We start from the raw sequence: 26,504 nt of genomic DNA on the forward strand, positions 1-26,504 counted from the left end.
TGGCGGTCTTTTCCGTCGCGGGCCTGCTGCTGTTGTGGCGCACCGGCGGTTTTACTGGCGGACACTGGTCCGGGGGTGGACAAGGATGCCCTGGCTGGAGGTCCTGGGCCTGTCTTTCGCGACCCTGCTGGCCGGGACGGCGATCCTGTATGTCACCTATCCCGAACGGCTGTTCGCCATGCTGCGGTCGGGGATGCTGCCGCTGATCTGGGTGTTCTATCCGATCCTGTCCGCCCTGCCGCAGGAGCTGATCTTCCGGCCGCTGTTCTTTCACCGCTATGCGTCGCTGCTGCCTTCGGGGCAGGGCGCCATCGCCATCAACGCCGCGATCTTTTCCTTCGCGCACCTGATGTACTGGTCCTCGGTCGTGGCGGTCATGACCTTCGTGGGCGGCTGGATCTTTGCCCGCGCCTATCTGCGCCACGGATTTCCCGCCGCCTGGATGCTGCACGCGGTTGCCGGGAACATCCTGTTTACCGTCGGCATGGGCGCCTATTTCTATACCGGCAACGTGGTGCGCCCGTTCTGACCGGTTGACTTCCCGCCCCCGCCGCGCTTGATGCGGGGCGGATTATTCGGGGAACGACCATGCACGCCTATCGCAGCCATACCTGCGGCGATCTGACTGCCGCACATGCCGGGGAAACCATCCGCCTGTCAGGCTGGGTCCACCGGGTCCGCGACCATGGCGGCGTTCTGTTCGTGGACTTGCGCGACCACTACGGCATGACGCAGGTGCTGGCCGACAGCGATAGCCCGGCCTTTGCCGCCATGGACAAGCTGCGCGCGGAAACCGTGATCCGCATCGATGGCCGCGTGAAGCTGCGCGATGCGTCCCTGGTCAACGCCAAGCTGCCCACCGGAGAGATCGAGGTCTATGCGACCGACCTGGAGGTGCTTGGCGCGTCAGACGAGCTGCCCCTGCCGGTCTTCGGCGATCAGGAATATCCCGAGGAAACGCGTCTCGCCTATCGCTTCCTGGATCTGCGCCGCGAGTCGCTGCACAACAACATCATGCTGCGGTCGCAGGTGATCCGGTCGATCCGCAACCGCATGTGGGACCAGGGTTTCACCGAATTCCAGACGCCGATCATCACGGCGTCCTCCCCCGAAGGCGCGCGGGACTTCCTGGTGCCCTCACGGCTGCATCCGGGCAAGTTCTATGCGCTGCCGCAAGCCCCCCAGCAGTTCAAGCAGCTGATCATGGTCGCGGGCTTCGACAAGTATTTCCAGATCGCCCCCTGCTTCCGCGACGAGGATCCCCGCGCCGACCGCAGCCCGACGGACTTCTACCAGCTGGACCTGGAGATGTCGTTTGTCGATCAGGAGGATGTCTTCGCGGCGATCCAGCCGGTCATCCAGGGCCTGTTCGAGGAATTCGGCAACGGCCGCCCGGTCGATGCCGACTGGCCGCGCATCCCCTATGCCGAGGCGCTGCTGAAATATGGCAGCGACAAGCCCGACCTGCGCAACCCCATCGAGATGCAGGTGGTTTCCGACCACTTCCGCGGCTCGGGCTTCGGCATCTTCGCCAAGCTCCTGGAGCAGGAAGGCACCGAAGTCCGCGCCATTCCCGCGCCGACCGGCGGCAGCCGCAAGTTTGCCGACCGCATGAACGCCTTCGCGCAGCGCGAGGGCCTGCCGGGCATGGGCTACATCTTCTGGCGCAAGGCCGAGGATGGCTCGACCGAGGCCGCGGGCCCGATCGCCAAGGCGCTTGGCCACGAGCCCACCGAGGCGATCCGCACCCAGCTTGGCCTGGGCGAGGGCGACGCCGTCTTCTTCCTTGGCGGCCGCCCCGAGCAGTTCGAGGCCGTCGCGGGCCGCGCCCGCAACGAGATCGGGCGCGAGCTTGGCCTGACCCAGGAAAACCAGTTCAAGTTCGCCTGGATCGTCGATTTCCCGATGTACGAGAAAAACGACGAAGGCCGGATCGACTTCAGCCACAACCCGTTCTCGATGCCGCAGGGCGGGCTGGACGCGCTGAACGGCGATCCCCTGGCGGTCAAGGGCTACCAGTACGACCTCGCCTGCAACGGTTACGAGCTGATCAGCGGCGCGATCCGCAACCACAAGCCCGACATCATGTTCAAGGCCTTTGAACTGGCCGGCTATGGCCATGACGAGGTCGAAAAGCGCTTCGGCGGCATGGTCAAGGCCTTCCGCTATGGCGCGCCGCCCCACGGGGGCTGCGCGGCCGGCATCGACCGGATCGTGATGCTGCTGGCGGACGAGGTGAACATCCGCCAGGTCATCATGTTCCCGATGAACCAGCGGGCCGAGGACCTGATGATGGGCGCCCCTTCGGAGCCCGCCAACGAACAGTTGCGCGAGTTGCGCCTGCGCGTCCTGCCGAAAGAGTGATCTGACATTCCCGCCCCCCGTGCCTAGCTTTGTGCAGGAAATTCACACGGCAAGGGGGCGCGAATGCTGGCATATCCCGAACTTGCGGCGATCAGGCTGGGCTATGGCCTGTCGCCCCTGTCACCGCCGCTCGCCGGCCCGGCCGCGCTTGTGGAATCTGTCCATGACGCCGCGCCAGACGCGGACGCCTTTTCGATGGCTCGCGACCATCTGCCCCTTCGGTCGCGCTTTTCGGAACTGAGCGCCAGGAACCCGCAGGCCAACGAGGCCCAGATCAAGGCCATGCGCGACAAGGCCCACAGCCTGGGCGTCCGGGCGGCGCAGATCCGCGTGGGGCGTGCGGTGGGCGATGCCGGGGGCTTTGGCGAACGCCTGGTCCAGTTCTGGGCCGACCATTTCACCGTGACCAGCGACGGCCCGTTCAACATGGTGGCCAGCGCGGCCTTCGTGGACGAGGCGATCCGCCCGCATCTGATGGGCCGGTTCGCGGACCTGATGTTCGCGGCCGAAACGCATCCCCGGATGATCATGTATCTGGACCAGATCACCTCGGCCGGACCGAACTCTCCTGCCGGGCGGCGCAGGCCCGGCAAGGTGGGCGTGAACGAGAACCTTGCCCGCGAGATGATCGAGCTGCACAGCCTGGGCGCAGGCTCCGGCTATGCGCAGCGCGACGTGCGGCAACTGGCGCTGCTGCTGACGGGGCTGACCTTCCGGCCCAACCACGACGCGGTCGGCATCTTCGCACCGAACCGGGCCGAGCCGGGGCCGTTCACGGTGCTGGGCAAGACCTATCAGCGGGGCAGGGACCTGGGCGCGACCCGCGCCGTGATCGGGGATCTGGCCGCCCACGAGGCGACTGCCCGCCATATCGCGCGCAAGCTGGCGGTGCATTTCGTGTCCGACACGCCCCCCGATGCGCTGGTCCAGCGGCTGGCTCGGGCCTTTCAGGGCAGCGGCGGCGACCTGCCGACACTGTATCTGGTGCTGGCCGAGGCCCCGGAACTGCGCGACTGCTTCCGCCAGAAGGTGCGCCAGCCTTTCGACTATGTCGTGGCGGCGCTGCGGGGCTGCGGCTTTGGCCACCAGGACGTCATGGCCCTGGAGCAGCCCGATTTCCAGAGGCTGCTGATGAACGGCATGTTCGTCATGGGCCAGCAATGGGGCCTGCCGCGCGGGCCCGACGGCTGGCCCGAGGATGCGGGGGCCTGGACCACGGCCCAGGGTCTGGCAGGCCGAATCGACTGGGCCATGCGGATGCTGCCGAAGCTGCGGCCGGATCTGCCCGACCCGCGCGCCTTCCTGCAGGCCGCCCTTGGCGACAGCGCCTCCGAGGCGCTTCGCTGGGCGGTGCCCAAGGCCGAAAGTCCGACCGAGGGAATGGCCGTGATCCTTGCCTCGCCCGATTTCAACCGGAGATGACACGATGCTGTCCCGTCGCCTGTTCCTGAAATCCAGCGCCCTGATCGGTTGTTCGGCCGCCGCGCATCCAATGCTGTCCTCGATCGCCTTTGCGACGGCGCCGGGTGAAAACCGCCTGGTCGTCATCATCCTGCGGGGCGCGATGGACGGCTTGGACGTGTTCCAACCCTATGGCGACCCGGCCCTGCGAAAGCTGCGCAAGACGCTGTCGGCGGGACCCGATGTGGGCGCGCATGACCTGGACGGCTTTTTCGCGCTCCATCCCTCTCTGGCGGGCCTGATGCCCCTCTGGCGCGCGGGCGAGTTGGCCTTTGCCCCTGCCGTGTCCACCCCCTATCGCGACAAGCGCAGCCATTTCGACGGCCAGGACATGCTGGAAGCGGGGACAGGCACCGATCTTGAGGCGAAGCGGCAGCGCGACGGCTGGTTGAACCGCTTGTTGCAGGGCATGCCGGGCGTGCAGTCGGAAACCGCCTATTCGGTGGGCCTTGACGACATGCGCATCCTGGACGGGGCGGCGCCCGCCAAAAGCTGGGCGCCGCAGACGCGCTTTCGTCTTTCCGCGCAGGGTCAGCGGCTGCTGACCCACGTCTGGCATGACGATCCGCTGTTCCGCCCCGCGGGCGAGCAGGCGATCGAGATCATCAACGAGGGCCTGGACAAGATCGAGACCGAGGCCGGCCCAACCCGCGAGGCGCAGGCCCTGGCGCGGTTTGCCGCCGGTCGCCTGAACGGCGAGACGCGGATCGCCACCTTCTCGATCTCGGGCTGGGACAGCCATGCGCGCCAGCCCCAGATCATCGACCGCGCGCTGCAGCGCCTGAGCGCCGCCATCCTGACCCTGCGCGGCGACCTGGGTGCGAACTGGTCGCGGACAACGGTGCTGGCGATGACCGAATTCGGCCGCACCGTGCGAGAGAACGGGACCGGCGGGACGGATCACGGCACGGGGGGCGCGATGCTGGTCGCGGGCGGCAATATCCGGGGCGGGCGCGCCATTGGCGGCTGGCCGGGCTTGGGCGAGGGAGAGCTTTACGCCGGGCGCGACCTGATGCCCCTGCGCGACATCCGCGCCCATGCCGCCTGGGCGCTGCGCGACCTGTTCGACATTCCGCCCGATGTCCTGGAGCGCAGCGTGTTCCCTGGCCTCGACATGGGAGAGAATCCGCGCATTCTGGCGTGATGCTCGAAGAACAGGTGCGGAATGACGACTGCCAGCCCCATCGGGACCGACGCGCCCTTGTCGGATTTCGTGCCGCCGCCAAGCCCGGCGGCGCAGCCGATCCGCAGCGACATCCTGCAGCCCGTGTCGGCTGATCGGCACGCCGCCGACCTGTTCGACACGCAGGCGGGCCATGACGGGCTGTGGACCTGGCTGCCCTATGGCCCTTTCCAGTCCCGCAGCGAACACCACGCATGGGTCGCGCAGGCTGAGGCTTCGTCGGATCCGGTCTTCCTCGCAATCCTGGACCCGCAAACAAGGCAAGCGGCCGGCCATGCATCCTTCCTGCGGATCGACACGGCCAATGGCGTGATCGAGATCGGGCATATCATGCTGACGCCGTCCCTGCAGCGGAGCCGGACCGCGAGTGCCGCGCTGATGGCGATGATTTCCTGGGCCTTTGAGCACGGCTATCGGCGGGTCGAGTGGAAATGCAATGCCCTGAATGGTCCCTCCCGCCGGGCGGCGCTTCGGTTGGGGTTCACCTATGAGGGGACCTTCCGCAACCACATGATCGTCAAGGGGCAGAACCGCGATACGGCTTGGTTCTCGATCATCGACAATGATTGGCGGGCGCTGGCGCCCGCCTATGCCGCTTGGCTGGACGATGCGAATTTCGATGCCGGCGGCCGGCAGCGCAGCAGCCTGTCCGACCTGACCTGCAAGGCCCTGCCGGGGCGCGGCGGCGGCTAGAGGCTTGCCACCTTGGCCAGGCGCTCCTGCACCAGCCCGCTGATCCGCGCCAGATCGCTTGCCAGGGCATGGCCCGCATCGCGGTCGCGTTGAAGGGCAGTGGCCGCGGCCTCCAGCACCGGATCATGGGCCGAGCGGGCAATGCCTGCCAGGAAATGCGCGATGTAATCGACCGCCGTCGTATCCTGGGCGCTGGCCAGGATCTCGGCCACATGGGCCAGGTCGTCGCGCAGCCCCGAAGGATCGGGCTGGATCACCTCATCGGGCAGGATGCGCAGGCCGCGGCCCCGCGCCTCGACCGGCAGGGCCGAGAGGATCGTCTGCTGGAACAAGGCCAGGCTTTCGATCGGCTTGGCCAGGAAGCCATCGGCCCCCGCAGACAGCGCCACATCCGCCAGCCCGGGATCGCCCGAGATGCCCAGCAGCACCGGCACGCGCGGTTCCGTCGTGGCGATCTGGCGGATCAGCCCGGCGCCGTCGCCATCAGGCAGCCCCAGGTCCACGATGACCACCGCCGGGCGATAGGTCTGCAGGTGCCGCGCGGCGGAGCGCAGGCAATCGGCGCGCCGAATCCGCGCGCCCGACCGCAGGCACAACAGCCGCACGGCCTCGCTCGCGAAGCGCGAATCTTCCACCACCAGGACCGTCAGCCCGGCCAGCGGGCGGTTCGGCGACGAGGCCCGCCACATGGGCAAAGCTTCGACCACGTCGGACGCAATGTCGTTCTGCATGTCAGTTGTCCCTACCGATGTCGCCATTCCAGTTAGCGGCCGATTCGCTAAGAAGCGGTTAACGCCGCCGGGTTTTCCTTTCGCCGGGCGTGCGAAGGCCCTAGAAGCGCGGAAAACGGAGGAAATGATGATCGGACGACTCAACCACGTCGCCATCGCGGTTCCCGACCTTGCCGCGGCCTCGGCCCAATATGCCAATACGCTTGGCGCCAGGGTGGGTGCGCCCCAGGACGAGCCCGACCACGGGGTCACGGTGGTCTTCATCGAGCTGCCGAACACCAAGATCGAACTGCTTTATCCCTTGGGCGATGACAGCCCCATCAAGGGGTTCCTGGACAAGAACCCGTCAGGCGGGATCCATCACATGTGCTTCGAGGTCGAGGATATCCTGGCCGCCCGCGACCGGCTGAAGGCCGAGGGCGCGCGCGTCCTGGGCAACGGCGAGCCCAGGATTGGCGCGCATGGCAAGCCGGTGCTGTTTCTCCATCCCAAGGATTTCAACGGCTGCCTGATCGAACTGGAGCAGGTCTGATGAATCTGACCGGAGGAATCGTCCTTTACGCCGTCCTGTGGTTCCTGACCCTGTTCGTCGTGGTGATGATCGGCCAGCGCAGCCAGCAGGACGCGGGCGAGATCGTGCCGGGCACCCCCGCGGGCGCCCCCGCCGACCTGCAGTTGAAGCGCAAGCTGATCTGGGCCACGGCCATCGCCGCGGTAATCTGGGCGGTCATCGCCTTTGTCATCCTGGGCGGCTTCGTCACCCGCGAGGATATCGCGAACCTTGACCGGCTGATCCGCTGATCAGGTGGAACAGATGCGTGAAGGCCGCTGCCGACAACAGCGGCACGGCGATGTTCACGAAGGGGATGACCAGGGCGATCGCGACCAGAACGCCGGCCAGCGTCACGCGGGCGCCGTTCGCCTTGCGCAGGGCGGTGGCCTGCGGTTCGTCCAGGTGACGGCGCGCGGCCATCTGGAAGAACTCCCGCCCCAGCAGCCAGCCGTTCGCCCCGAACAACAGCACCGGCGCCAAGGGGCCCAGGAAGGGCGTCAGCACCAGTGACAGCACGGCCACGGCCAGGACGGCCAGCACGACGGCAAGCGATTCCAGCAGCCCGTCCAGGAAATCCAGCGATGTGCCGCGCCGGGCGGGATAATGGATCTCCTCGACCGCGTCGGCGACATGTTCGGCGAACAGCCCGGCAAAGCCGGCAGCCACGGGCGCCATCAGGAAGAAGCCCATCAGCGGGAACAGCGCCAGCGATCCCCAGGACAGCGCCGATCCCACGTCCAGCGTGCCAATCCAGGGCAACGAGAGGTCGCCCGGAACGAAGCTGCGGACCGCCCAGAACAGCGCCGATTGCAGCAGGACGAACAGCAGGATTGTCAGTCCGACGCCCATCAGCGCCAGCCGCAGGATGCGCGGGCGCAGCAGGTCCAGCCAGCCCAGGCTGAGGGCGCGAAGAACGATCATTCCAGCCAGCTTGTCTTGGACGCGACATCGGGGCGCGGGCGTTCGGGCGGCGTCTCGCCCCGGCTGCCCAGGTGGACAAGCCCGACGATGCGCTCGTTTTCCGACAGGCCCAGGTGGGTGCGCCCGAAGGTCTCGTCCAGCACCGCGGGCCCCGTCAGCCAGGCCGCGCCCCAACCCGAGGCCAGCGCCGCATTCACCAGCCCCAGGCAGACCGCGCCCGCCGAAAGGAACTGTTCCCAGCCAGGCACCTTGTCGCTGGCAACCGGCGCCGATACGACCGCCACGATCACGGGCGAGGCGAAGGCCGAGGCCGCCTTGTCCGCCGCCGCCTGATCCTGGCCCGCGGCCAGCACCTGGTCGCGCAGGATCGGCGCCAGCCGGTCAAGCGCCGCCCGTTCCAGCACCACGAATCGCCAGGGCTCCAGCTTGCCGTGATCGGGGCTGCGCGCGGCGATGGTCAGCAGGCGCAGGATCTCGGCCCGGTCGGGGGCGGGTTCGCGCAGCATCTTCGGGGGATGCGACCGGCGGGTCGACAGGAAGTCCAGCGCGGCGTCGTTGCGATAGGTCATGGCAGTCTCCTTCCGCGCCCGTTCTTTCCCAAACCGGCGTCCCGCGCAAGCAAGCGCCTAGCCGCGCTCGATCCGGTAGTTGCCTTCGGGCAGGTTCAGCGCCAGCCGCAATTCGGTCAGTTGGTGCATTGAGAGGGTGATGCGCATCACCTCGTCATCCGGCCCGACCTGCTCGATCACCACGCGGTCGTCGAAGGACAGGATCACGACATCCTCGTTCAGGGGGCCGGTTTCGGGCTCGACCTCGTCGATCAGGGTGATGACGGTGGCGTCGAAATCGTGCTCGATGGTGAACATCGCTAAACTCCCTTGTTTCCAGCCGACATTCGCGTGATGTGGGCCCTTGGGCAAGCGGGCAGGGTTTGCGCCGCTTTTGTTGACAGGATAAGATCGGCGTCAGCAAAGGAAACGACCGCATCACGTCCAAGATGCGGCACCGGGACAAGAGGCGGGATAATGAAGCAGGTCGCGGCGATACTGGGTGCGGGGCTTCTGGGCATGGCGGCCTGCGCGCCCATGCCGATGGAGCAGGCGCCCTTACCCTCGCCGACCGGCCCCTATGCCGCGCCGGAACCCGCGCCCGTCCTGACCAATGACGGCAGCCCGCAATCGACCGCCCGCATGTTCGTGACCGTCATGCGCCGGATGGAGCCAGCGGTCGAACGCGAATGCCTGCAGCGCCGAACGCAGCCCATCAACTGCGACTTCCAGTTCGTCGTGGACGACCGACCGGGGCAGGAACCGAACGCCTTCCAGACCATCGACGCGACGGGCCGCCCGATCATCGGCTTCACCCTGTCGCTGATTGCGCTGGCCCGCAACGGTGACGAGATCGCCTTTGTCGTGGGCCACGAGGCCAGCCACCATGTCCTGAACCACCTCGACCGCAAGGCGGGCGCGGCGACGGCTGGGGCAGTGATCCTGGGCAGCATCGCGTCGGTTTACGGCAATGACCAGGACGCGATCGAGACTGCGCAACGCATCGGCGCCCAGGTCGGGTCGCGCTATTATTCGCGGGACTGGGAACTCCAGGCCGATTACCTGGGCGCGATCATGACGATGAATGCGGGCTTCGATCCGATCAACGGCTCGCGATTCTTCGAGCGCATCCCCGATCCGGGCGATCACGTCCTGGGCACCCATCCGTCACGCGCGGCGCGTCTGGATCAGGTTCGTCGCGCGGTCGATGACGTGGTCAGCGGGCGCGTCCGCTAGGCGCAAGAAGGTTATACCTGGGACAAAAATATCACGATTTTGCTCGTGATCGAGCCTCGAAAACCGGGGCTTCTGCTTGCGTAATCCATATTGGTTAAAAAATATTTCTTTCGAACAGCAAGTTGCGCAATTTTTTGGTGACTGCTGGAACCAAATGTCGCAGTCTGTCCTAGACCGTGGAAAAAACACTAGCCTATTGGCGCAAATCTGTTTTTGTAGCTATTACCTTGTACATAAATTGCATTGTGGCTTTGACGTGGTGCGCGATGCCGGGGGGCGTCCGTTTGGAGTTGCGGAATGATCGGCGTGGTTGTGTGGAGTAGCGTGGAAAAGGAAAAGGCGGTGATCTGGTGCGAGGATCAGGCAGCCTTGGCCTATCTGCAGGGTCGCGAGAATCTTGCCGGATCGGCCTATTGGCCTCAACCGGGTGATCTTGTGGAACTGGAAAGCGATGTTGTCGGCACGCTGCGCAACGCCCGTCGCGTCACCCTGCTGTCGGAACAGGAATACGCCCATCTTCCCGACCTGCTGCGTGCCAGCGTGCCACCGGCCGAGCCGCATCTTCGCATCGTCGCCTCGACCCCTCACCCCGAGGTGAAGGACCAGCTTGCGGGTGCTCCTGAACTGAGGACGGCCGCCGCAAGCTGACGCAGGTCAGATCCCGCGCGACAGGGCTGCGACGCCGGTGCGGGCCAGATCGCTGAGCCCCAGGGGGCGCATCAGGTCGGCAAAGGCGTCCAGCTTGGTCGGTGTGCCGACCAGTTCGAAGACAAAGCTTTCCAGCGTCGAATCGACCACATTGGCGCGGAAGATCTCGGCAATGCGCAGCGCTTCGACGCGCTTCTCGCCTTGGCCGCGCACCTTGAACAGGCCCAGTTCGCGTTCCACCGCCGGACCCTCGACCGTCAGGTCGTGAACCTCGTGGACCGGGACGATCCGGCCCAACTGCGTCTTGACCTGCGCGATGACGGAGGGCGTTCCGCGCGTGACCAGGGTGATGCGCGACCGATGGCCGGTGTGATCGACCTCGGCCACGGTCAGGCTGTCGATGTTGTAGCCGCGCCCCGAAAACAGCCCGATCACGCGGGCAAGCACGCCCGGCTCGTTCTCGACCAGCACGGCCAGGGTATGGCTTTCCTCGTTCTGGGCGTTCGGGTCGCGCAGGTCATAGGCCGAATGGCTGGATGCGCCCTTCTGGATGTTCAAAGCATTCATCGTTCTGCCTTCATCTGGCATGAATATCCCGGGGGTGAGCCGCGCCCCGGTAAAGGCCAATGGACCTTTTCCGGCGGCGAGGGCCTGCCGCCCCGTCGGCAGGCTCCGGCAGGCAGGTCAGACCAGCACCGCGCCTTCCGATTCGATCACGCCGAAGGTCGCGGCCTCGCCCAGCAGCATCTCGTTATGCGGCTTGCCCGAGGGAATCATCGGGAAGCAGTTCTCGTGCTTCTCGACCAGAACATCCAGGATGAAGGGGCCGTCGTAATCCAGCATCTGCTGGATCGCGCCGTCCAGATCCTTCGGATCCCTGACCAGCGCGCCCTTGCAGCCGAATGCCTCGGCCAGCTTGACGAAGTCGGGCAGGCTGTCCGACCAGCTCTGGCTGTAGCGTTCGCCATGCAGAAGCTGCTGCCACTGGCGGACCATGCCAAGCCGTTCGTTGTTCAGGATGAACTGCTTGACCGGCAGGCGGAACTGCACGGCCGTGCCCATTTCCTGCATGTTCATCAGCCAGCTGGCGTCGCCCGCGATGTTGATCACCAGAGCCTCGGGGTGGGCCATCTGCACGCCGATGCTGGCCGGCAGGCCATAGCCCATCGTTCCCAACCCGCCCGAGGTCATCCAGCGATTGGGCTGGTCGAAATGCAGGTACTGCGCGGCCCACATCTGATGCTGGCCGACCTCGGTCGCGATGTAGCGGTCGCGGCCCCTAGTCAGCGCTTCCAGCCGTTCCAGCGCATATTGCGGCTTGATGATCGTGTCGCTGTTTCGATAGCCGAGGCAGTTCTTGGCCTTCCAGCCTTCGATCTGCTGCCACCATTCCGACAGCCCAGCACTGTTGACCTTGCGGCCCCGCGACTTCCAGACCTTCAGCAGATCCTCCAGCACATGGCCGACATCGCCGACGATCGGGATATCGACATGGATGACCTTGTTGATGCTGGACGGGTCGATGTCGATATGGGCCTTGATCGAGTTCGGGCTGAAATCCGCGGTGCGCCCGGTGATACGGTCGTCGAAGCGCGCGCCGATGTTGATCATCAGGTCGCAGCCATGCATCGCCAGGTTGGCCTCGTAAAGCCCGTGCATCCCCAGCATTCCCAGCCAGTTCCTGCCGGACGCCGGATAGGCCCCGAGGCCCATCAGGGTCGAGGTGACGGGAAAGCCCGTCGCATCGGCCAGTTCACGCAGCAACTGGCTGGCGGCCGGCCCCGAGTTGATGACCCCGCCGCCGGTGTAAAGGATCGGGCGCTCGGCCGCCTCCATCAGCTCGACCAGGCGGGTAATGGCGTTGATGTCACCCTTGCGCACCGGCTGATAGCGGCCGGGATCGACCTGCTTGGGACCGACATAGGTGCCGGTCGCGAATTGCACGTCCTTCGGGATATCGACCAGGACCGGCCCGGGACGCCCCGAGGTCGCGACCTGGAAGGCCTTGTGGATCGTCTCGGCCAGCTTGTCGGTATCCTTGACCAGCCAGTTGTGCTTGGTGCAGGGCCGCGTGATGCCGACCGTGTCGGCTTCCTGGAAGCCGTCGGTGCCGATCATGAAGGTCGGGACCTGACCCGACAGCACGACCAGCGGGATCGAATCCAGCAGCGCGTCGGTCAGCCCGGTGACCGCGTTGGTCGCGCCCGGTCCCGACGTGACCAGCACGACCCCCGGCTTGCCGGTCGAGCGCGCATAGCCTTCCGCCATATGGACCGCGCCCTGTTCGTGACGCACCAGGACATGGGTGATGTCGTTCTGCTGGAACAGCTCGTCATAGATGGGTAGGACCGCCCCGCCCGGATAGCCGAATACCGTGTCGACGCCCTGATCGCGCAGCGCTTCGATCACCATTCTCGCACCCGTCATCATTCGGGACATCTTCTTCCTCCGTCAGCCAAGCCTGCATGGGCGCCCCGCCCGTCAGCGTCGGCGCAAACTATGGAGGCGGCGGGGCCGGGTCAATGGGCTGGCTCGGATAAAATGACGCCAATCACGCAAAATTTGTAATTTTCTTTCGCAGCTTTCAGCGATCAAACTGCGGCAGGGCGATCCTTGCCACCTGTTCGACAATCGGATCGACCGACAGGGGATGCGCCTCGTTCGAGTGGTCCAGCGGGTCGCCGATATTCTGCCAGACGCCGCCCTTGTAGATCTCCAGCGCCGAAAAGCGCGCCTTGTAGTCCATCTTGCGGCTGCCAGGCACCCAGTAGCCCAGGTAGATATAGGGCAGCTTCGCGGTCCGCGCGATCTCGATGTGATCGAGGATCAGGTAGGTCCCCAGGCTCGCCGGCTGCAGGAGCGGGTGGTAGAAGCTGTAGACAAGGCTGAGGCCGTCATCCAGCACGTCGGTCAGGCAGACGGCGGCCAGGAACTCGTCCCCGGGCGCCAGCCGTTCGGGGCGGTCCGCGCTGCAGCGGTATTCGATGACGCGGGTCTTGACCGGGGTTTCCTCGATCATCGCGGCGAATTCGAAGATGTCCATGTCGGCCATCCCGCCATCGGCATGGCGGCTGTCCAGATAGCGCCGGAACAACTCGAACTGTTCCTCGGTCGCCCAGGCACTGGTGGCAAGTCGCCGCAGGCCCATGTTGCGGCGCATCAGCCGGCGTTGCGTGCGAGAGGGCCGGAAATCCGCGACCCTTATCCGAGCCGACATGCATGCCACGCAGCTTTCGCAACTGGGCCGGTACAGAACGTTCTGCGACCGCCGGAAGCCTTGGCGGGACAAGGCGTTGTTCAGCTCGGCCGCGTTGTCGCCATGCAGCGCCGTGAACAGCTTGCGTTCCGCGCGCCCGTGCAAATAGGGGCAGGGCTGCGGGGCAGTGACATAAAACTGCGGCGCATGGGGAAGGGTATGGCGCATCAACGGCGGCCCTTGTGGCGAGGTGTCGTTCCAGAACTGATCATGCGCTGAAAAGGATCCGTCTGCCAAAATGTGGAGTTGCGCGAAAGCCTAACAATGATTGGCCGGCAGGCCAAGCGGGGAAAGAATTAAAGCTTGAACCGACACAGGAGAGGGGGGCGTTGACCGGGCCAGACCTTTGTCTAACCATGCCGGGCATGGATTTCGCCGCCCGCATCACCCGCCACCCCCTTGCCGCCGATCCCGACCGGGCGCGGCATGTCCTGTCATTGTTTCCCACGCTGGATCCCGCGCTTTCCACCCTGATCGGCGGGGCGGCGGGTTGCAGCCCCTATCTGGCGGGGCTGCTGCAGCGCGAGGCGGCCTGGCTTCCCGGCGCGCTTGAGGCCGACAATGTGGTCGCCCGCGAAACGGCGGGCTTCGACGACCTGGGCCCCGAGGACCTGGCCGTTGCCCTGCGGCAGGCCAAGCGGCGCGTCGCCCTCCATGCGGCGCTGGCCGATCTGGGCGGCGTCTGGTCCCTGGAACAGGTCACCGGCGCGCTGTCCGACTTGGCCGACCGTGCCGTCGATCTGGCCCTGCGGGTCCATGTCGCGCAGGAGCGCCGTCGCGGCAAGCTGCCCGACACGGGCGCCGATGCGGGGGGGATTTTCGCGCTGGCCATGGGCAAGGGCGGGGCACGCGAACTGAACTACAGCTCCGATATCGACCTGATCGTGCTGTTCGACGAAACCGCCTATGACGACCGCGACCAGCAGGACGCCCGCGCCGCCCTGATCCGGGCCACCCGCAAGATGGCCGCGATGCTGTCCGAGGTGACGGCCCACGGCTATGTGTTCCGCACCGACCTGCGGCTGCGCCCCGATGCTTCGGTCACGCCGGTCTGCATCTCGACCGCGGCGGCGCTTGCCTATTACGAGGCCGAAGGGCGGACCTGGGAACGCGCGGCCTTCATCAAGGCGCGGGCGGCGGCGGGCGACATCGCGGCGGGCGAACGCTTCCTGCGCGACTTGCGCCCCTTCGTCTGGCGCAAGCACCTCGATTTCGCCGCCATCCAGGACGCCCACGACATGCGCCTGCGCATCCGCGACCACAAGGGGCTGGGCGGGCGGCTGGAGATCCCCGGCCACAACATGAAGCTGGGCCGCGGCGGCATCCGGGAGATCGAGTTCTTCACTCAGACCCGCCAGCTGATCGCGGGCGGGCGCGACCCCGGCCTGCGGCAGCGCGACACGGTGGGCGGGCTGGCCGCGCTGGCCGGCAAGGGCTGGGTTCCCCATGATGTCGCGCGGCAGTTGATCGACCATTACCGCGAACATCGCGATATCGAGCATCGCATCCAGATGGTCAACGACGCCCAGACCCACAGCCTGCCCAAGGACGCCTCGGGGGTATCCCTGATCGCCGCGATGATGGGCGAGGCCGATGCGACGGCATGGTCCGCCCGCCTGCAAGCGCGGCTGGAGCATGTGCACGAGTTGACCGAATCCTTCTTCGCGCCGGGCGAGGCGGTCGAGCGTCCGACGATCTCGGCCGAATCGCAGGCGATCATCGACCGCTGGCAGTCCTATCCCGCCCTGCGATCCGCCCGCGCCCTGCAGATCTTCAAGCGTGTCGAGCCCGAACTGCTGTCGCGCATGGCCCGCACCGGCCATCCGCCCGAGGCGCTGAACCGATTCGACGCCTTCCTGTCCGGCCTGCCCGCCGGCGTGCAGATCTTCTCGCTGTTCGAGGCCAATCCGCAGCTGATCGACCTGCTGGTCGATATCTGCGGCAGCGCACCGGGGCTGGCAGCCTATCTGACGCGCCATCCGGCGGTGCTGGATGGGGTGCTGGGGGGCAGCTTCTTCTCGCCCTGGCCGGGCCCGCAGGGGTTGCGCGCGGATGCGGACCGGCTGTTGCAATCGGCGCTGGCAGGGCCGCGGGGCGGATACGAGGCAGCCCTGGATGCCGCCCGCCGCTGGGCGCATGAATGGCATTTCCGCGTGGGCGTCCACCACCTGCGCGGGTTGATCGACGCGGACGAGGCTGCGGGCCAGTATGCCGACATCGCCGATGCCTGCATTGCCGCGCTGTTTCCCGTCACCGCCGCCGATTTCGCGCGCAGGCATGGCCCGCCGCCGGGGCGGGGGGCGGTGGTGCTGGGCATGGGTTCGCTGGGCGCGCGCACGCTGAATGCCGGATCGGATCTGGACTTGATCGTGATCTATGACGCGGCAGGGACCGACGCCTCGGACGGGCCGCGTCCGCTGGGGGCGCGGCCTTACTATTCGCGGCTGACGCAGGCGATGATCACCGCCGCATCCGCCCCGACGGCCGAGGGGCGGCTTTACGAGGTCGATATGCGGCTGCGCCCCTCGGGGCGGCAGGGGCCGGTCGCGACCGCCATCGAAAGCTTCCAAAGCTATCAGATGACCGAAGCCTGGACCTGGGAGCATCTGGCCCTGAGCCGGGCCCGCGTCGTGGCGCAAGCGGGAAAGGGGGCCGAGGGTCTGGCGAGTGATGTCGAGGCCTTGCGCCTGGCCGTGCTGCGGGCGCGCGGCACCGACCCGCGGGTGATGCCCGATCTGGCCGACATGCGCGAACGCATCTTCAGGGCCAAGCCCATGGATGGCGCGTGGGAGGCGAAGGTAGGTCCCGGCCGGCTGCAGGACATCGACCTTCTGGCGCAATCCCTGGCGCTGCGGGCGGGCGATCCGGCGCGGGGGACGCTGGCGCAGTTGCGCGCGGGGCGGCGGGCGGGGCTGATCGCCGCGGGTGATGCCGACCGGCTGGCCTCGATCTGGCGGTTCCTGTGGCGGCTTCATGCCTCGGGGCGGCTTCTGACGGCCAAGCCCTTGGCCATGGAGGAAATCGGCCTGGGCGGGCAGGAGTTCCTGCTGCGCGAAAGCGGCGCCGCATCGATCCCAGAGCTGGCCGACCGGCTGCGCGCCCTCAGCGCCGAGGCCGCCGCGCTGATCGACGCGGCCCTGCCGGTGGAGGCAGGCTAGGCGCTTTTGCGGGCGGGCACCGAAGCAGGGGCATGGGCTTCGCCGATCGCGATGTCCCGGGCAACCGGTGCCGCATCCGGTCGCCGTTCGCCGATGGAACCCAGCAGCGGCACGAACACCGCGCCCTCGGGCACCGCGACCGCAACCGCGGCATCGGCGGCGTCATAGATGCCATGCGCGGTCTTGTCCCAGTAGAACGGCTTGACCACGACTTCGTAGATCGCCTTCCAGCCCGCCAGGCAGCCCAGCGGGAAATACAGGTGCAGGCTGGGCACCCAGTACATCAGGTGCCGGTGCTTGTCGGCGCGCACGGCCCACATGCCCACCCCGATGGAAAGCAGTTCCGAGGCGACGAAGGTGCCGAACAGCGCCGGGATCGCGTAGCCGCCCCAGACCCCCGCCAAGGGTTCGCGCAGGGGATGCGGCAGGCCCAGGCTCAGCAGCCAGAAGCTCCACAGGATGGGGGCCAGCAGGTATTGCGACAGGCTGCCCAGGAACTGGATCTGGAAGCCGATGAAGCGCCATGCGCCCAGTTCCCGCCACAGGGCCCGGGGATCGCGCATGTGGACGCCCCAGGTCATCGCATAGCCCTTCAGCCAGCGCGACCGCTGCTTGACCCAGGGCAAGGCGCGGCAGTTCGCTTCCTCGTCAGTGGTGGTGTCGATGATTTCGGTCCGCCAACCGCGGCGGGCAAGTCGCACGCCCAGGTCGGCATCCTCGGTCACGTTCCAGGCGTCCCAGGCACCGACCTGTTCCAGCGCGTCGCGGCGGAAGAACAGGGTGGTGCCGCCCAAGGGCACGACCAGCCCAAGCCGGGCGACGCCGGGCAGGATCACCCGGAACCAGGCGGCGTATTCGACCGTGAAGCAGCGGGCCAGCCAGTTGGTGCGCGGGTTGTAGAAATCCAGCGCGCCCTGCAGGCAGGCCACCTCGGCAGGCGCGAAATGGAAGCGGCGGGCGACCTTGTGAAGCTGGTCCGGATCGGGCCGGTCCTCGGCATCCCAGACCCCGATGATTGCGCCGCGGCAGAAGTTCAGCGCATAGTTCAGGGCGCGGGGCTTGGTCTGGACCGGGCCGTTCGGAACCTCGACCACGCGGATCCAGCCCGGCAGGCGAGCGCCTTGAATGGCGTTGCGCGTCACCTGGTCGCTGGCCTCGATCACCAGCAGGATGTCGGTCAGTTCGCGCGGGTAGTCCAGCCGCGACAACCGGCCCACCAGCTTGCCTGCGACATCGCTTTCCCTAAACAGCGGCACCATGACCGAGATCACCGGCAGCGGCCCTGTCATTTCGGCCCTTGCGGTCCTGCCGCTGGCCAGGTCCTCGGCCATGGCGCGTCCCTCCGCCTCGATCTTGCGGCTGGCCAGGAAAGCCAGCAGCTTCAGCCCGCTTTGCGCCAGCAGCGAAGCCGTCGCCCACAGGGTCAGGGCCGACAGGACCAGCACGGGCGCCAGCCACAGCCCAAGCGCAAGGGCCGCCATGGCACCCAAGGCAATGCGGCCGGTGCGTGCCTCGTTTCGCGACCGGCAGCTTTCCGCGGCGGGGACGCGCATCTCGGCCTGGCGGATCATGGCGATGCGCCGGACGGCAAGAACGGCGGCCTGGACCTGATCCTCGCTGCACAAAAGCATCCGGACCTGGCCGAAGCCGGCGGGAAAAGAGGGGATCAGGGCGGCAAAGGCCTCGGGGCGGGCGGTGGCGATCCAGGTGACGCCGCCGATGCGCCGCCAGGGCAGGATGGCATTGGCAAGGCAGAATTCCACGCCCAGGGCATCGATCAGGCGCGGATCGCCGGGCGTCCTGGCGGGATCAAGGGCGGTCGTGCGCCACTGGCGGCAAAGGGCTCGTAGCAGCGCTTCGGGCGTGACCCAGCCATGCGTCAGGAGGATCTGGCCCAGGCGGCTGTCCTGCCGCCCGCGCATGACGCTGGCCTTCAGCAGGTTGCCGGGATCGACCGCGCCGTCTTCCAGAAGCAACTGACCCAGTGGCGCCTGGTTGCGGGGCGCCATGGTCGGCGCGGCTGCGTCAGCGGGCGGAACAAGGGCAGATTGCGGACTGGCCATGGGCGATTCCCTTCTGGATCGCCCATGGGTGGCATGGAAGCCGTTAAGAAGGCGTTAAGCCCCGGTGCGGCGGCTGCGCATCGCGTCGGCGAAACGCTGGAACAGGTACAGGCTGTCCTGCGGGCCCGGCGCGGCCTCGGGGTGGTACTGGACCGAGAAGACCGGCCTGTCTTGAACCCGGATGCCGCAGTTGCTGCCGTCGAACAGGCTGACATGCGTCTCGACCACGCCTTGGGGCAGGGTCTGGCTGTCCACCGCGAAGCCGTGGTTCATCGAGGTGATCTCGACCTTGCCGGTTTCCGTGTCGCGCACCGGATGGTTCGCGCCGTGATGGCCGTGGCCCATCTTCACGGTCTTGGCGCCAAGCGCCAGCGCCAGCATCTGGTGGCCAAGGCAGATGCCGAAGATCGGCATGTCGCGGTCCAGCAGGTCCCTGATCATCGGCACGGCATAGGCGCCGGTCGCCGCCGGATCGCCGGGGCCGTTCGACAGGAACACGCCCTCGGGCTCATGCGCCAGGACCTCCTCGGCCGTGGCGGTGGCGGGCAGGACGGTCACGTCGGCCCCGAAGGCCACCAGCGAGCGCAGGATGTTGCGTTTCGCGCCATAATCCAGGGCCACGACCTTGAAGGGCTTCTGCTCGGGCGAGGCGCCGAAGCCCTTGCCCCATTCCCAGGCCCCCTGGTCCCAGCGATAGCTTTGCCGGCAGGTCACGTCCCTGGCGAGATCCAGGCCGACGAGGCCCGACCAGTTGCGGGCCTTGGCGACCATGGCGGCGATGTCGAAGTTGCCGTCCGGGTCGTGGGCCAGCACCACATGGGGGGCGCCCTGCTGGCGGATCGCGCGGGTCAGGCGGCGCGTGTCAACGCCGCCGATGCCGATACGGCCGCGCCGGGCCATCCAGTCGGGCAGGTCGCCGGCAGCCCGCCAGTTGGACGGAACGGTCGGGTCCCAGCGGACGACGATGCCGCTGGCGACGGGGTCGGGGGCCTCGTCATCCTCGGGGGTGATGCCGGTGTTGCCGATGTGGGGGAAGGTGAAGGTGACGATCTGGCTGGCATAGGAGGGATCGGTCATGATCTCCTGATAGCCGGTCATCGCGGTGTTGAAGACCAGTTCGGCCACGACCTCTCCGGCCGCGCCGAAGCCCTGGCCATAGAAGACGGTCCCGTCGGCAAGCGCAAGGCAGGCGGTCGGTTTGTTGGCCATCGCAGCACCCTTTGTCTGAAATCTGCCGGTGAATAGGGGGGAGGGGAGGCAAGGTCAAGGACATCGCCCATCTTGATTTGCAGGGGGCGCTGGCCTAAACGCCAAGCTTTCGCGATCGGAGTAACGACCATGGACCTGCGCGCCACGCTGCAAGCCGCCACAAAGGAAGCCATGAAGGCCAAGGACAGTGCGCGGCTGTCCACGCTGCGCCTGATCTCTGCCGCCATCAAGGATCGGGAGATCGCGGCCCGGGTGGGCGATGGCGACGGCACGCTGGGCGACGCGGACCTGATCGCCATCCTGTCGAAGATGGTCAAGCAGCGCCAGGAATCGGCCAAGGCCTATGAGGAGGGCGGCCGGTTGGAACTGGCCCAGAAGGAAGAGGATGAGATCGCCGTCATCCAGGAATACCTGCCCCGACAACTGAACCAAGCGGAAACCGCCGCCGCCATCGACGCGGCGATCGCGGATCTGGGGGCGACCGGCATCCGCGACATGGGGCGCGTCATGGCGGAACTGCGCGACCGCCATGCGGGGCAGATGGACTTCGGCGCCGTGGGGCCGATGGTCAAGGCCCGACTGCTGAAGTGAAGCGGAGGGCGGCGGTCGGGCAGGCAGCAGGGCGCATACCTGCCCGCCAGCCCGAAAGCGCGGCAGAAAGCCCGCGGGTCCGCCAGGCGCGGCGACATGCAGGTCAGGGACCTGAAGGGCGCCGCGAAGACATGCATGACAGCATGGAGAACGATCAGCCGAAAGACCTTGCGCGGGCCAGGCGCGGGGGCAAGCCCGCATCTGTGAGGAACGACTGATCAGCGCAGGCTGACCAGCCGCCGTTGAATGTCGTCATGCAGGCTGCGTCGCTCCTCGGGGGTGAGGAAGGCGCCAAGCTCGATCTCTCGCTGGCCGTCGGTCAGGGTCAGGTAGGATTCGACCGGCCCGCGGCGCAAGGTGGCGCGCAGCCAATAGCTGTTCGTCTTCCATTCGCGGATCTGGCCGTTCGGGTCGCGGCGCGAGACATGGGCCGTCTTGCGGTCAAGGGTCAGCTCCTCGACCATGTCGCCCTGGCGGTAGCTGCGCTGGATCGCAAACCACACCCCGCCGATCACCAGCAGGACAAAGGGCAGCAGGCCCCACAGGACGGCGGTACCCAGCATCGCTACCACCGGCAGCGCCATGAAGCCCGCCGTCAGCCCGATGAACCAGACGAAACCACGGCGGGGCAGGGACCTGTAGGGCCAGAGCCTCAGCCGATACGAAACGGCCCCGGTGTGATCCGGGGCCGTGTCAATCCATTCATAGGGCATCAGTGGGCGTGGCTGTGGTCCCAGTCCTCGCGCTTGGGAAGCTGCTCGAAGGTATGCTCCGGCGGGGGCGAGGTCAGGGTCCATTCCAGCGTGTCCGCGTGGACGTTCCAGTAGTTGTTCTCGGTCACGCGCTTGCCTGCGAACAGGGTGTAGAACACGACGCCGATGAAGAACAGGAACGAGATGAAGGACAGATAGGCGCCAAGCGAACTGATGTAGTTCCAGTAGGCGTATTCGACCGGATAGTCGATGTAGCGGCGCGGCATGCCCTGGCGGCCCAGGAAGTGCTGCGGGAAGAAGGTCAGGTTGGCACCGATGAACATCATCCAGAAGTGCAGCTTGCCCGCCCATTCGGGATACTGGCGGCCCGACATCTTGCCGATCCAGTAATAAACGCCCGCGAAGATCCCGAAGACCGCGCCCAGCGACATCACGTAGTGGAAGTGGGCCACGACATAATAGGTGTCGTGATACACACGGTCCAGCGGCGCCTGCGACAGCACCACGCCGGTCACGCCGCCGACGGTGAACAGGAACAGGAAGCCGAAGGCCCAGAGCATCGGGGTCTTGAACTCGACCGAGCCGCCCCACATCGTGGCGATCCACGAGAACACCTTGATGCCCGTGGGCACGGCGATGGTCATGGTGGCCAGCATGAAATAGCTCTGCTGGGTCAGCGACATGCCGGCGGTGTACATGTGGTGCGCCCAGACGACGAAGCCCAGCACGCCGATCGCGGCCATCGCCAGAACCATCGGCAGGTAGCCAAAGATCGGCTTCTTGGCAAAGGTCGAGATGACGTGGCTGATGATGCCGAAGCCCGGCAGGATGATGATGTAGACCTCGGGGTGGCCGAAGAACCACAGGATGTGCTGGTACAGCACCGGGTCGCCGCCGCCGGCCGGGTTGAAGAAGTTGGTGCCGAAGTTGCGGTCCATCAGCAGCATGGTGATGGCGCCGGCCAGCACCGGCAGGGCCAGCAGGATCAGCCAGGCGGTGATGAAGACCGACCAGGCGAACAGTGGCACCTTGAACAGCGTCATGCCCGGAGCGCGCATGTTCAGGAAGGTGGTGATGATGTTGATCGCCCCCAGGATCGAGGACGCGCCCGACACGTGGACGGCGAAGATCGCCAGGTCCATGGAATAGCCGGCCTCGGTCGTGGACAGCGGCGGGTAAAGAACCCAGCCCACGCCCGAACCCAGTTGGTCCGATCCGCCCGGCGCCAGCAGCGAGGCCACGCCAAGCGCCACGCCCGCCACATACATCCAGTAGGACAGGTTGTTCAGGCGCGGAAAGCTCATGTCCGGGGCGCCGATATGCAGCGGCATGAAATAGTTGCCGAAGCCCCCGAAGAGCGCCGGAATCACCACGAAGAACATCATCAGGACGCCGTGATAGGTGATCATCACGTTCCACAGATGCCCGTTCGGGGTGCATTCGGCAGCCGCGTCGGCGATGAAGCGCGCGCCTTCCATGCACATGTACTGCACGCCGGGATGCTGCAGTTCCATCCGCATGTAGACGGTGAAGCTGACCGAAATCAGCCCCACGATCCCCGCGGTGAACAGGTAAAGGATACCGATGTCCTTGTGATTGGTGGACATGAACCAGCGGGTGAAGAACCCGCGTTGGTCGTGATGGTCGTCGTGGCCATGAACGGCTGCGTCTGCCATACCCGAACTCCCTCAGATATAGTGATCCGGTCCGGCAGACCGGCATTTACTTCGGGTCGTTCTAGACCAGCCACGCCGACCCGGCAATGCCCTAAGGATGCCGGGCAGACAGCTTTTGGTGGCAGGCGATGCTGCGGTTCAACGATATACCAGCACGGGAATCCTGGAATGGGTCAGGATCTTGGTGGCCTGGCTGCCCATGACCACCGCCGCCATCCCGCGCCGTCCGTGGGAGGCCATCGCGATCAGGTCGCAGTCCCTTGCCTGGGCGGTGTCGATGATGGCCTCGTAGGGGCTGTCATGCCACTTGTGGTGGGTCTGGACGGAAACGCCCGCAGCCGTTGCCTTGTCCCGCGCCTCCTGCAGGATGCGTTCCGCATGGGCGGTGGCGTCCGCGTCGTAGCTGGCGCGCGTGCTTTCGACCTGCATCGAATCCGTGCTGAGGATGCGGAACGGCTCGGTCACCGTCATGATCGTCACGGCTGCGCCCGTCTCGGCCGCAAGGGCGATGCCCTTGTCCACCGCCTGGGTTGCCAGGTCCGACCCGTCGGTCGGGATCAGAATATGCTTGAACATTGCCCCTCCATTGCCGCGGAGCCGCCGCTGCGGTCCCCTTGCGAGCGGAAAGTACCATGGCTGCAAGCATGGAAGAAATGATCCAAATCAAACAGGCCGATCCGCGAAGGACCGGCCCGCTGAAGGACGCGTCGGGATGTTACTGGGTCGCCGGCGAGGCGCTGGCCAGATAGGCCGCGATATCCGCCTGGTTCTTGTTCAGCTTGAAGGTCATCTTCGTGCGCGCCGAGCTGTCGCCGGTCTTTTCCTGCACGAACTTGTTCGGATCGGTGATGTAGGCGGCCAGATCCTCGACCGTCCAGACCTCGCCGGTATCCTTCAGCGCGATCAGCGCCTCGGAATACTTGTAGCCTTCCTGGCTGCCTGCGGGCCGTCCGACGACGCCGTACAGGTTGGGTCCCGTGGCGCCGCCCTTCACGATGTCCTCGCCCTCGGGCGACTGGATCATGTGGCAAGCCTTGCACTTGCGGAATTCCTTTTCGCCGACGGTGGCGTCGCCGGCATCCTGTGCCAGGGCGGGCATGGCTAGGGTTGCACCCATCAGGGCACCGATGATCGCAATTTTCATTCTATCCTCGCTGTTCCAAAACAATTGGAAGTCCCAACCAACCTTCTTAAGCGGGAAAGGTTCGTTTGCCAGCCGTCAGAAGGTCGCACTCGGCAAAAACTTCCTGTCCGAAGATCGGCTCGAAGTTCTGCCGCAGCGCCAGATCCAGATCGGTCATGGTTACCGGCAGGCCCAGATCGACCAGGCTGGTCACGCCATGCCCGCTGATTCCGCAGGGCACGATGCCGTTGTAATGCGACAGGTCGGGTTCGACATTGATCGCGATGCCGTGGAAGCTGACCCAGCGGCGCAGCTTGACGCCGATGGCCGCGATCTTGTCGTCACGGGGGCTGCCGTCGGGCAGGGGCGCCTTGTCGGGGCGAGGAACCCAGACACCGACGCGCCCGTCGCGGATGGCCCCCGAGACGCCGAATTCGGCCAGCGACGCGATCACCCAGGCTTCGAGCCTTGCGACAAAGGCCCGCACGTCCCTGCCGCGGCGGTTCAGATCCAGCATCACATAGACGATTCGCTGCCCTGGCCCGTGATAGGTATATTGACCCCCCCGCCCGGTGACGTGGACGGGAAAGCGCGCCTGCAGCAGGTCGCCATCCCTGGCGCTCGTCCCGGCGGTATAAAGCGGGGGATGCTCGACCAGCCAGACGGCCTCGTCCGCCTGGCCCGCATGGATCGCGGCCACCCGCGCCTCCATGAAGGCCACGGCCGCGTCGTAATCCGTCAGCCCGTCCGTCGTGATCCAGTCCACCATGCGCGGGATCTGGACTGCCGCGCCGGTGCCGTCAAGCCGCGGCGCATTCCTCAGAATACCCCTTTTCAATCCGCCGCGCCTCGGCTATCACCCGCCGCACTGCCCGGATGCGGTCGTGGCGGAATTGGTAGACGCGCAGCGTTGAGGTCGCTGTTCCTTAACCGGAGTGGAAGTTCGAGTCTTCTCGACCGCACCATCCTTACCCGACATTGCAGGTTTCTGCCCGCGTGCCGTTGCAGCCGGACGGTCGCGGTCAGCGTCTCCGACCGTCGCGGCCCCATGGCAATGGAGGCAGGGTAGCGCCAGAGGTTGAAGCGCATGCCTCCGGTTCGCCGTGTCGGGCAATTCTGCGGATCGCACTCGACCGAAAGCCCTTTCCCTGACATCGTCATCAAGGCAAAACCCGCCTGAACGGATTATTGCAAATGAGGGTGTTATGAAGGTTGCTGTTGTTGGTCTTGGTTATGTCGGACTTTCGAACGCGGTGTTGCTGGCACAGCACTCCACGGTCGTGGCGCTGGATATCGACGAAGGGCGTGTTGCTGCCGTCAATGCCCGCCAAAGCCCGATCGAGGATGCCGATATCGCCCGCTTCTTTGCCGAGCGGGAGCTTGACCTGACGGCGACCACGGATCCGCAGCAGGCCCTGCCGGGGGCGGATTTCGTGATCGTGGCCACGCCCACGAACTATGACCCGCGCACCAACGGCTTTGACACCAGCACGGTCGAGGCGGTGATCGCCCTTGCCCGCAAGCACGCGCCGACGACGCCGATCATCGTCAAGTCCACCATACCGGTCGGATTCACCAGGCGGATGCGGGCCGAGACCGGCTTTGACGGCATCATCTTCTCGCCCGAGTTCCTGCGCGAGGGCCTGGCGCTGCACGACAACCTGTATCCCAGCCGGATCGTCGTCGGCGACAAGGGCGAGGCCGCGCACCGCTTTGCCGACCTGCTGGTCCAGGGGGCACAGGCCAATGACGTGCCGGTCCTGTTCACCGATTCGACCGAGGCCGAGGCGATCAAGCTGTTCGCCAACACCTTCCTGGCCATGCGCGTGGCCTATTTCAACGAGCTGGACAGCTATGCCCTGTCCCATGATCTGGATCCCCATGCGATCATCCGGGGCGTCGCGCTGGATCCGCGGGTGGGCGATTACTACAACAACCCGTCCTTCGGCTATGGCGGCTATTGCCTGCCCAAGGATACCAAGCAGTTGCTGGCGAACTATTCCCAGGTGCCGCAGAACCTGATCGCGGCGATCGTCGAATCGAACCGCACGCGCAAGGATTTCATCGCCGACCAGATCACCGCCCGGAACCCGCGCACCGTGGGCATCTATCGCCTGGTGATGAAGGAAGGGTCGGACAATTTCCGCGACAGCGCAATCCAGGGGATCATGAAGCGGATCAAGGCCAAGGGCATCTCCTGCATCGTCTATGAACCGGCGCTGCAGGCGGACGACTTCTTCCATTCGCCGGTCGAGCGCGACCTGGATGCCTTCAAGGCGCAGTCCGACCTGATCATCGCCAACCGCCGCCACGACGACCTGGCTGATGTCGGCGACAAGCTGTTCACCCGCGACCTGTTGCAGCGCGACATCTAGGT

General features: G+C 66.3%; 26 protein-coding genes and 1 tRNA gene. 13 read left to right on the top strand and 14 right to left on the bottom strand.

The features are described from left to right. The first annotated feature begins 85 nt into the window (after positions 1–85). From OU682_RS07780 to OU682_RS07800, 5 genes are all read left to right on the top strand, one after another. Positions 86–529 (top strand): CPBP family glutamic-type intramembrane protease, encoded by a 444-nt coding sequence (locus tag OU682_RS07780; protein WP_268941498.1) that lies wholly within the window; start codon positions 86–88, stop codon positions 527–529. Positions 530–588: 59 nt separating this feature from the next. Next, entirely contained in the window at positions 589–2,364 is a 1,776-nt protein-coding gene (gene aspS, locus OU682_RS07785; RefSeq protein ID WP_268941499.1) for an aspartate--tRNA ligase, read from the top strand. Between the two features lie 63 nt (positions 2,365–2,427). Further along, positions 2,428–3,786: a DUF1800 domain-containing protein gene (locus OU682_RS07790; RefSeq protein WP_268941500.1), complete on the top strand. Its 1,359-nt coding sequence runs from the start codon at positions 2,428–2,430 to the stop codon at positions 3,784–3,786. A 4-nt stretch (positions 3,787–3,790) separates the two neighbouring features. Then, complete coding sequence (locus tag OU682_RS07795; protein ID WP_268941501.1) at positions 3,791–4,969, top strand: DUF1501 domain-containing protein; 1,179 nt, start codon at positions 3,791–3,793, stop codon at positions 4,967–4,969. A gap of 21 nt (positions 4,970–4,990) precedes the next feature. Next, positions 4,991–5,701, top strand: a complete 711-nt coding sequence (locus OU682_RS07800) for a GNAT family N-acetyltransferase (protein WP_268941502.1) — start codon at positions 4,991–4,993, stop codon at positions 5,699–5,701. Here the strand turns inward: OU682_RS07800 and OU682_RS07805 are convergent. Further along, positions 5,698–6,432: a response regulator gene (locus OU682_RS07805; protein WP_371832218.1), complete on the bottom strand. Its 735-nt coding sequence runs from the start codon at positions 6,430–6,432 to the stop codon at positions 5,698–5,700. The genes OU682_RS07800 and OU682_RS07805 overlap by 4 nt on opposite strands. 127 nt (positions 6,433–6,559) lie before the next feature. Between OU682_RS07805 and mce the strand changes: the two genes are divergently transcribed. Both mce and OU682_RS07815 read left to right on the top strand, forming a co-directional pair. Further along, positions 6,560–6,964, top strand: a complete 405-nt coding sequence (mce, locus tag OU682_RS07810) for a methylmalonyl-CoA epimerase (RefSeq protein ID WP_268941503.1) — start codon at positions 6,560–6,562, stop codon at positions 6,962–6,964. Next, positions 6,964–7,233 carry a DUF1467 family protein gene (locus OU682_RS07815; RefSeq protein WP_268941504.1) on the top strand — a complete coding sequence of 90 codons (270 nt, stop codon included), beginning with the start codon at positions 6,964–6,966 and terminating at the stop codon, positions 7,231–7,233. Before mce ends, OU682_RS07815 begins: the two co-directional genes overlap by 1 nt. Here the strand turns inward: OU682_RS07815 and OU682_RS07820 are convergent. From OU682_RS07820 to OU682_RS07830, 3 genes are read right to left on the bottom strand one after another with little or no spacing between them, the layout of a single operon-like run. Continuing rightward, positions 7,190–7,906, bottom strand: a complete 717-nt coding sequence (locus OU682_RS07820; RefSeq protein WP_268941505.1) for an EI24 domain-containing protein — start codon at positions 7,904–7,906, stop codon at positions 7,190–7,192. The genes OU682_RS07815 and OU682_RS07820 overlap by 44 nt on opposite strands. Next, on the bottom strand, positions 7,903–8,475 hold the full coding sequence (locus OU682_RS07825; protein WP_268941506.1) for a nitroreductase family protein: 573 nt from the start codon (positions 8,473–8,475) through the stop codon (positions 7,903–7,905). Before OU682_RS07825 ends, OU682_RS07820 begins: the two co-directional genes overlap by 4 nt. A 57-nt stretch (positions 8,476–8,532) precedes the next feature. Further along, on the bottom strand, positions 8,533–8,772 hold the full coding sequence (locus OU682_RS07830) for a DUF8831 family protein (RefSeq protein ID WP_268941507.1): 240 nt from the start codon (positions 8,770–8,772) through the stop codon (positions 8,533–8,535). A 159-nt stretch (positions 8,773–8,931) separates the two neighbouring features. On the opposite strand from OU682_RS07830, the gene OU682_RS07835 reads away from it, so the two are divergent. Further along, positions 8,932–9,690 (top strand): M48 family metalloprotease, encoded by a 759-nt coding sequence (locus tag OU682_RS07835; RefSeq protein ID WP_268941508.1) that lies wholly within the window; start codon positions 8,932–8,934, stop codon positions 9,688–9,690. Positions 9,691–9,987: 297 nt separating this feature from the next. Next, positions 9,988–10,338 carry a hypothetical protein gene (locus tag OU682_RS07840; protein WP_268941509.1) on the top strand — a complete coding sequence of 117 codons (351 nt, stop codon included), beginning with the start codon at positions 9,988–9,990 and terminating at the stop codon, positions 10,336–10,338. A gap of 6 nt (positions 10,339–10,344) precedes the next feature. On the opposite strand, the gene ilvN is transcribed toward OU682_RS07840, so the two are convergent. The 3 genes from ilvN to OU682_RS07855 form a co-directional block, all read right to left on the bottom strand. Next, entirely contained in the window at positions 10,345–10,905 is a 561-nt protein-coding gene (ilvN, locus tag OU682_RS07845) for an acetolactate synthase small subunit (RefSeq protein WP_268941510.1), read from the bottom strand. Between the two features lie 117 nt (positions 10,906–11,022). Beyond that, on the bottom strand, positions 11,023–12,777 hold the full coding sequence (locus tag OU682_RS07850) for an acetolactate synthase 3 large subunit (RefSeq protein ID WP_268941511.1): 1,755 nt from the start codon (positions 12,775–12,777) through the stop codon (positions 11,023–11,025). A gap of 145 nt (positions 12,778–12,922) precedes the next feature. Continuing rightward, a complete protein-coding gene (locus OU682_RS07855; protein ID WP_268941512.1) occupies positions 12,923–13,762 on the bottom strand; it encodes an arginyltransferase in 840 nt (279 codons plus the stop codon). Between the two features lie 197 nt (positions 13,763–13,959). On the opposite strand from OU682_RS07855, the gene OU682_RS07860 reads away from it, so the two are divergent. Beyond that, positions 13,960–16,752 (top strand): [protein-PII] uridylyltransferase family protein, encoded by a 2,793-nt coding sequence (locus OU682_RS07860; protein WP_268941551.1) that lies wholly within the window; start codon positions 13,960–13,962, stop codon positions 16,750–16,752. On the opposite strand, the gene OU682_RS07865 is transcribed toward OU682_RS07860, so the two are convergent. Beyond that, positions 16,749–18,815, bottom strand: coding sequence for a glycosyltransferase (locus OU682_RS07865; protein WP_268941513.1), 2,067 nt, complete (start codon positions 18,813–18,815; stop codon positions 16,749–16,751). The genes OU682_RS07860 and OU682_RS07865 overlap by 4 nt on opposite strands. Positions 18,816–18,869: 54 nt before the next feature. Then, positions 18,870–20,024 carry a glutamine-hydrolyzing carbamoyl-phosphate synthase small subunit gene (gene carA / locus OU682_RS07870; RefSeq protein WP_268941514.1) on the bottom strand — a complete coding sequence of 385 codons (1,155 nt, stop codon included), beginning with the start codon at positions 20,022–20,024 and terminating at the stop codon, positions 18,870–18,872. Between the two features lie 129 nt (positions 20,025–20,153). Between carA and OU682_RS07875 the strand changes: the two genes are divergently transcribed. Continuing rightward, positions 20,154–20,615, top strand: coding sequence for a GatB/YqeY domain-containing protein (locus OU682_RS07875; RefSeq protein ID WP_268941515.1), 462 nt, complete (start codon positions 20,154–20,156; stop codon positions 20,613–20,615). A gap of 218 nt (positions 20,616–20,833) precedes the next feature. Here OU682_RS07875 and OU682_RS07880 read toward each other — a convergent pair whose 3' ends face one another. From OU682_RS07880 to lipB, 5 genes are all read right to left on the bottom strand, one after another. Continuing rightward, positions 20,834–21,328, bottom strand: coding sequence for a DUF2244 domain-containing protein (locus OU682_RS07880; RefSeq protein ID WP_268941516.1), 495 nt, complete (start codon positions 21,326–21,328; stop codon positions 20,834–20,836). After that, positions 21,328–23,004, bottom strand: a complete 1,677-nt coding sequence (locus OU682_RS07885; protein ID WP_268941517.1) for a cytochrome c oxidase subunit I — start codon at positions 23,002–23,004, stop codon at positions 21,328–21,330. The genes OU682_RS07880 and OU682_RS07885 overlap by 1 nt, the downstream gene beginning before the upstream one ends. 138 nt (positions 23,005–23,142) lie before the next feature. Next, positions 23,143–23,580, bottom strand: a complete 438-nt coding sequence (locus tag OU682_RS07890; RefSeq protein ID WP_268941518.1) for a universal stress protein — start codon at positions 23,578–23,580, stop codon at positions 23,143–23,145. Positions 23,581–23,719: 139 nt separating this feature from the next. Continuing rightward, positions 23,720–24,148, bottom strand: coding sequence for a c-type cytochrome (locus OU682_RS07895; RefSeq protein WP_268941519.1), 429 nt, complete (start codon positions 24,146–24,148; stop codon positions 23,720–23,722). A gap of 46 nt (positions 24,149–24,194) precedes the next feature. Continuing rightward, a complete protein-coding gene (lipB, locus tag OU682_RS07900; RefSeq protein WP_268941552.1) occupies positions 24,195–24,896 on the bottom strand; it encodes a lipoyl(octanoyl) transferase LipB in 702 nt (233 codons plus the stop codon). A 109-nt stretch (positions 24,897–25,005) separates the two neighbouring features. Here lipB and OU682_RS07905 point away from each other — a divergent pair. Both OU682_RS07905 and OU682_RS07910 read left to right on the top strand, forming a co-directional pair. After that, positions 25,006–25,092: transfer RNA gene (locus OU682_RS07905), tRNA-Leu, on the top strand. A gap of 240 nt (positions 25,093–25,332) precedes the next feature. Continuing rightward, positions 25,333–26,502 carry a nucleotide sugar dehydrogenase gene (locus tag OU682_RS07910; protein WP_268941520.1) on the top strand — a complete coding sequence of 390 codons (1,170 nt, stop codon included), beginning with the start codon at positions 25,333–25,335 and terminating at the stop codon, positions 26,500–26,502. The last annotated feature ends 2 nt before the right edge of the window (positions 26,503–26,504 follow it).

The organism is Paracoccus benzoatiresistens (genome assembly GCF_026913015.1).
Classification (GTDB): domain Bacteria; phylum Pseudomonadota; class Alphaproteobacteria; order Rhodobacterales; family Rhodobacteraceae; genus Paracoccus; species Paracoccus benzoatiresistens.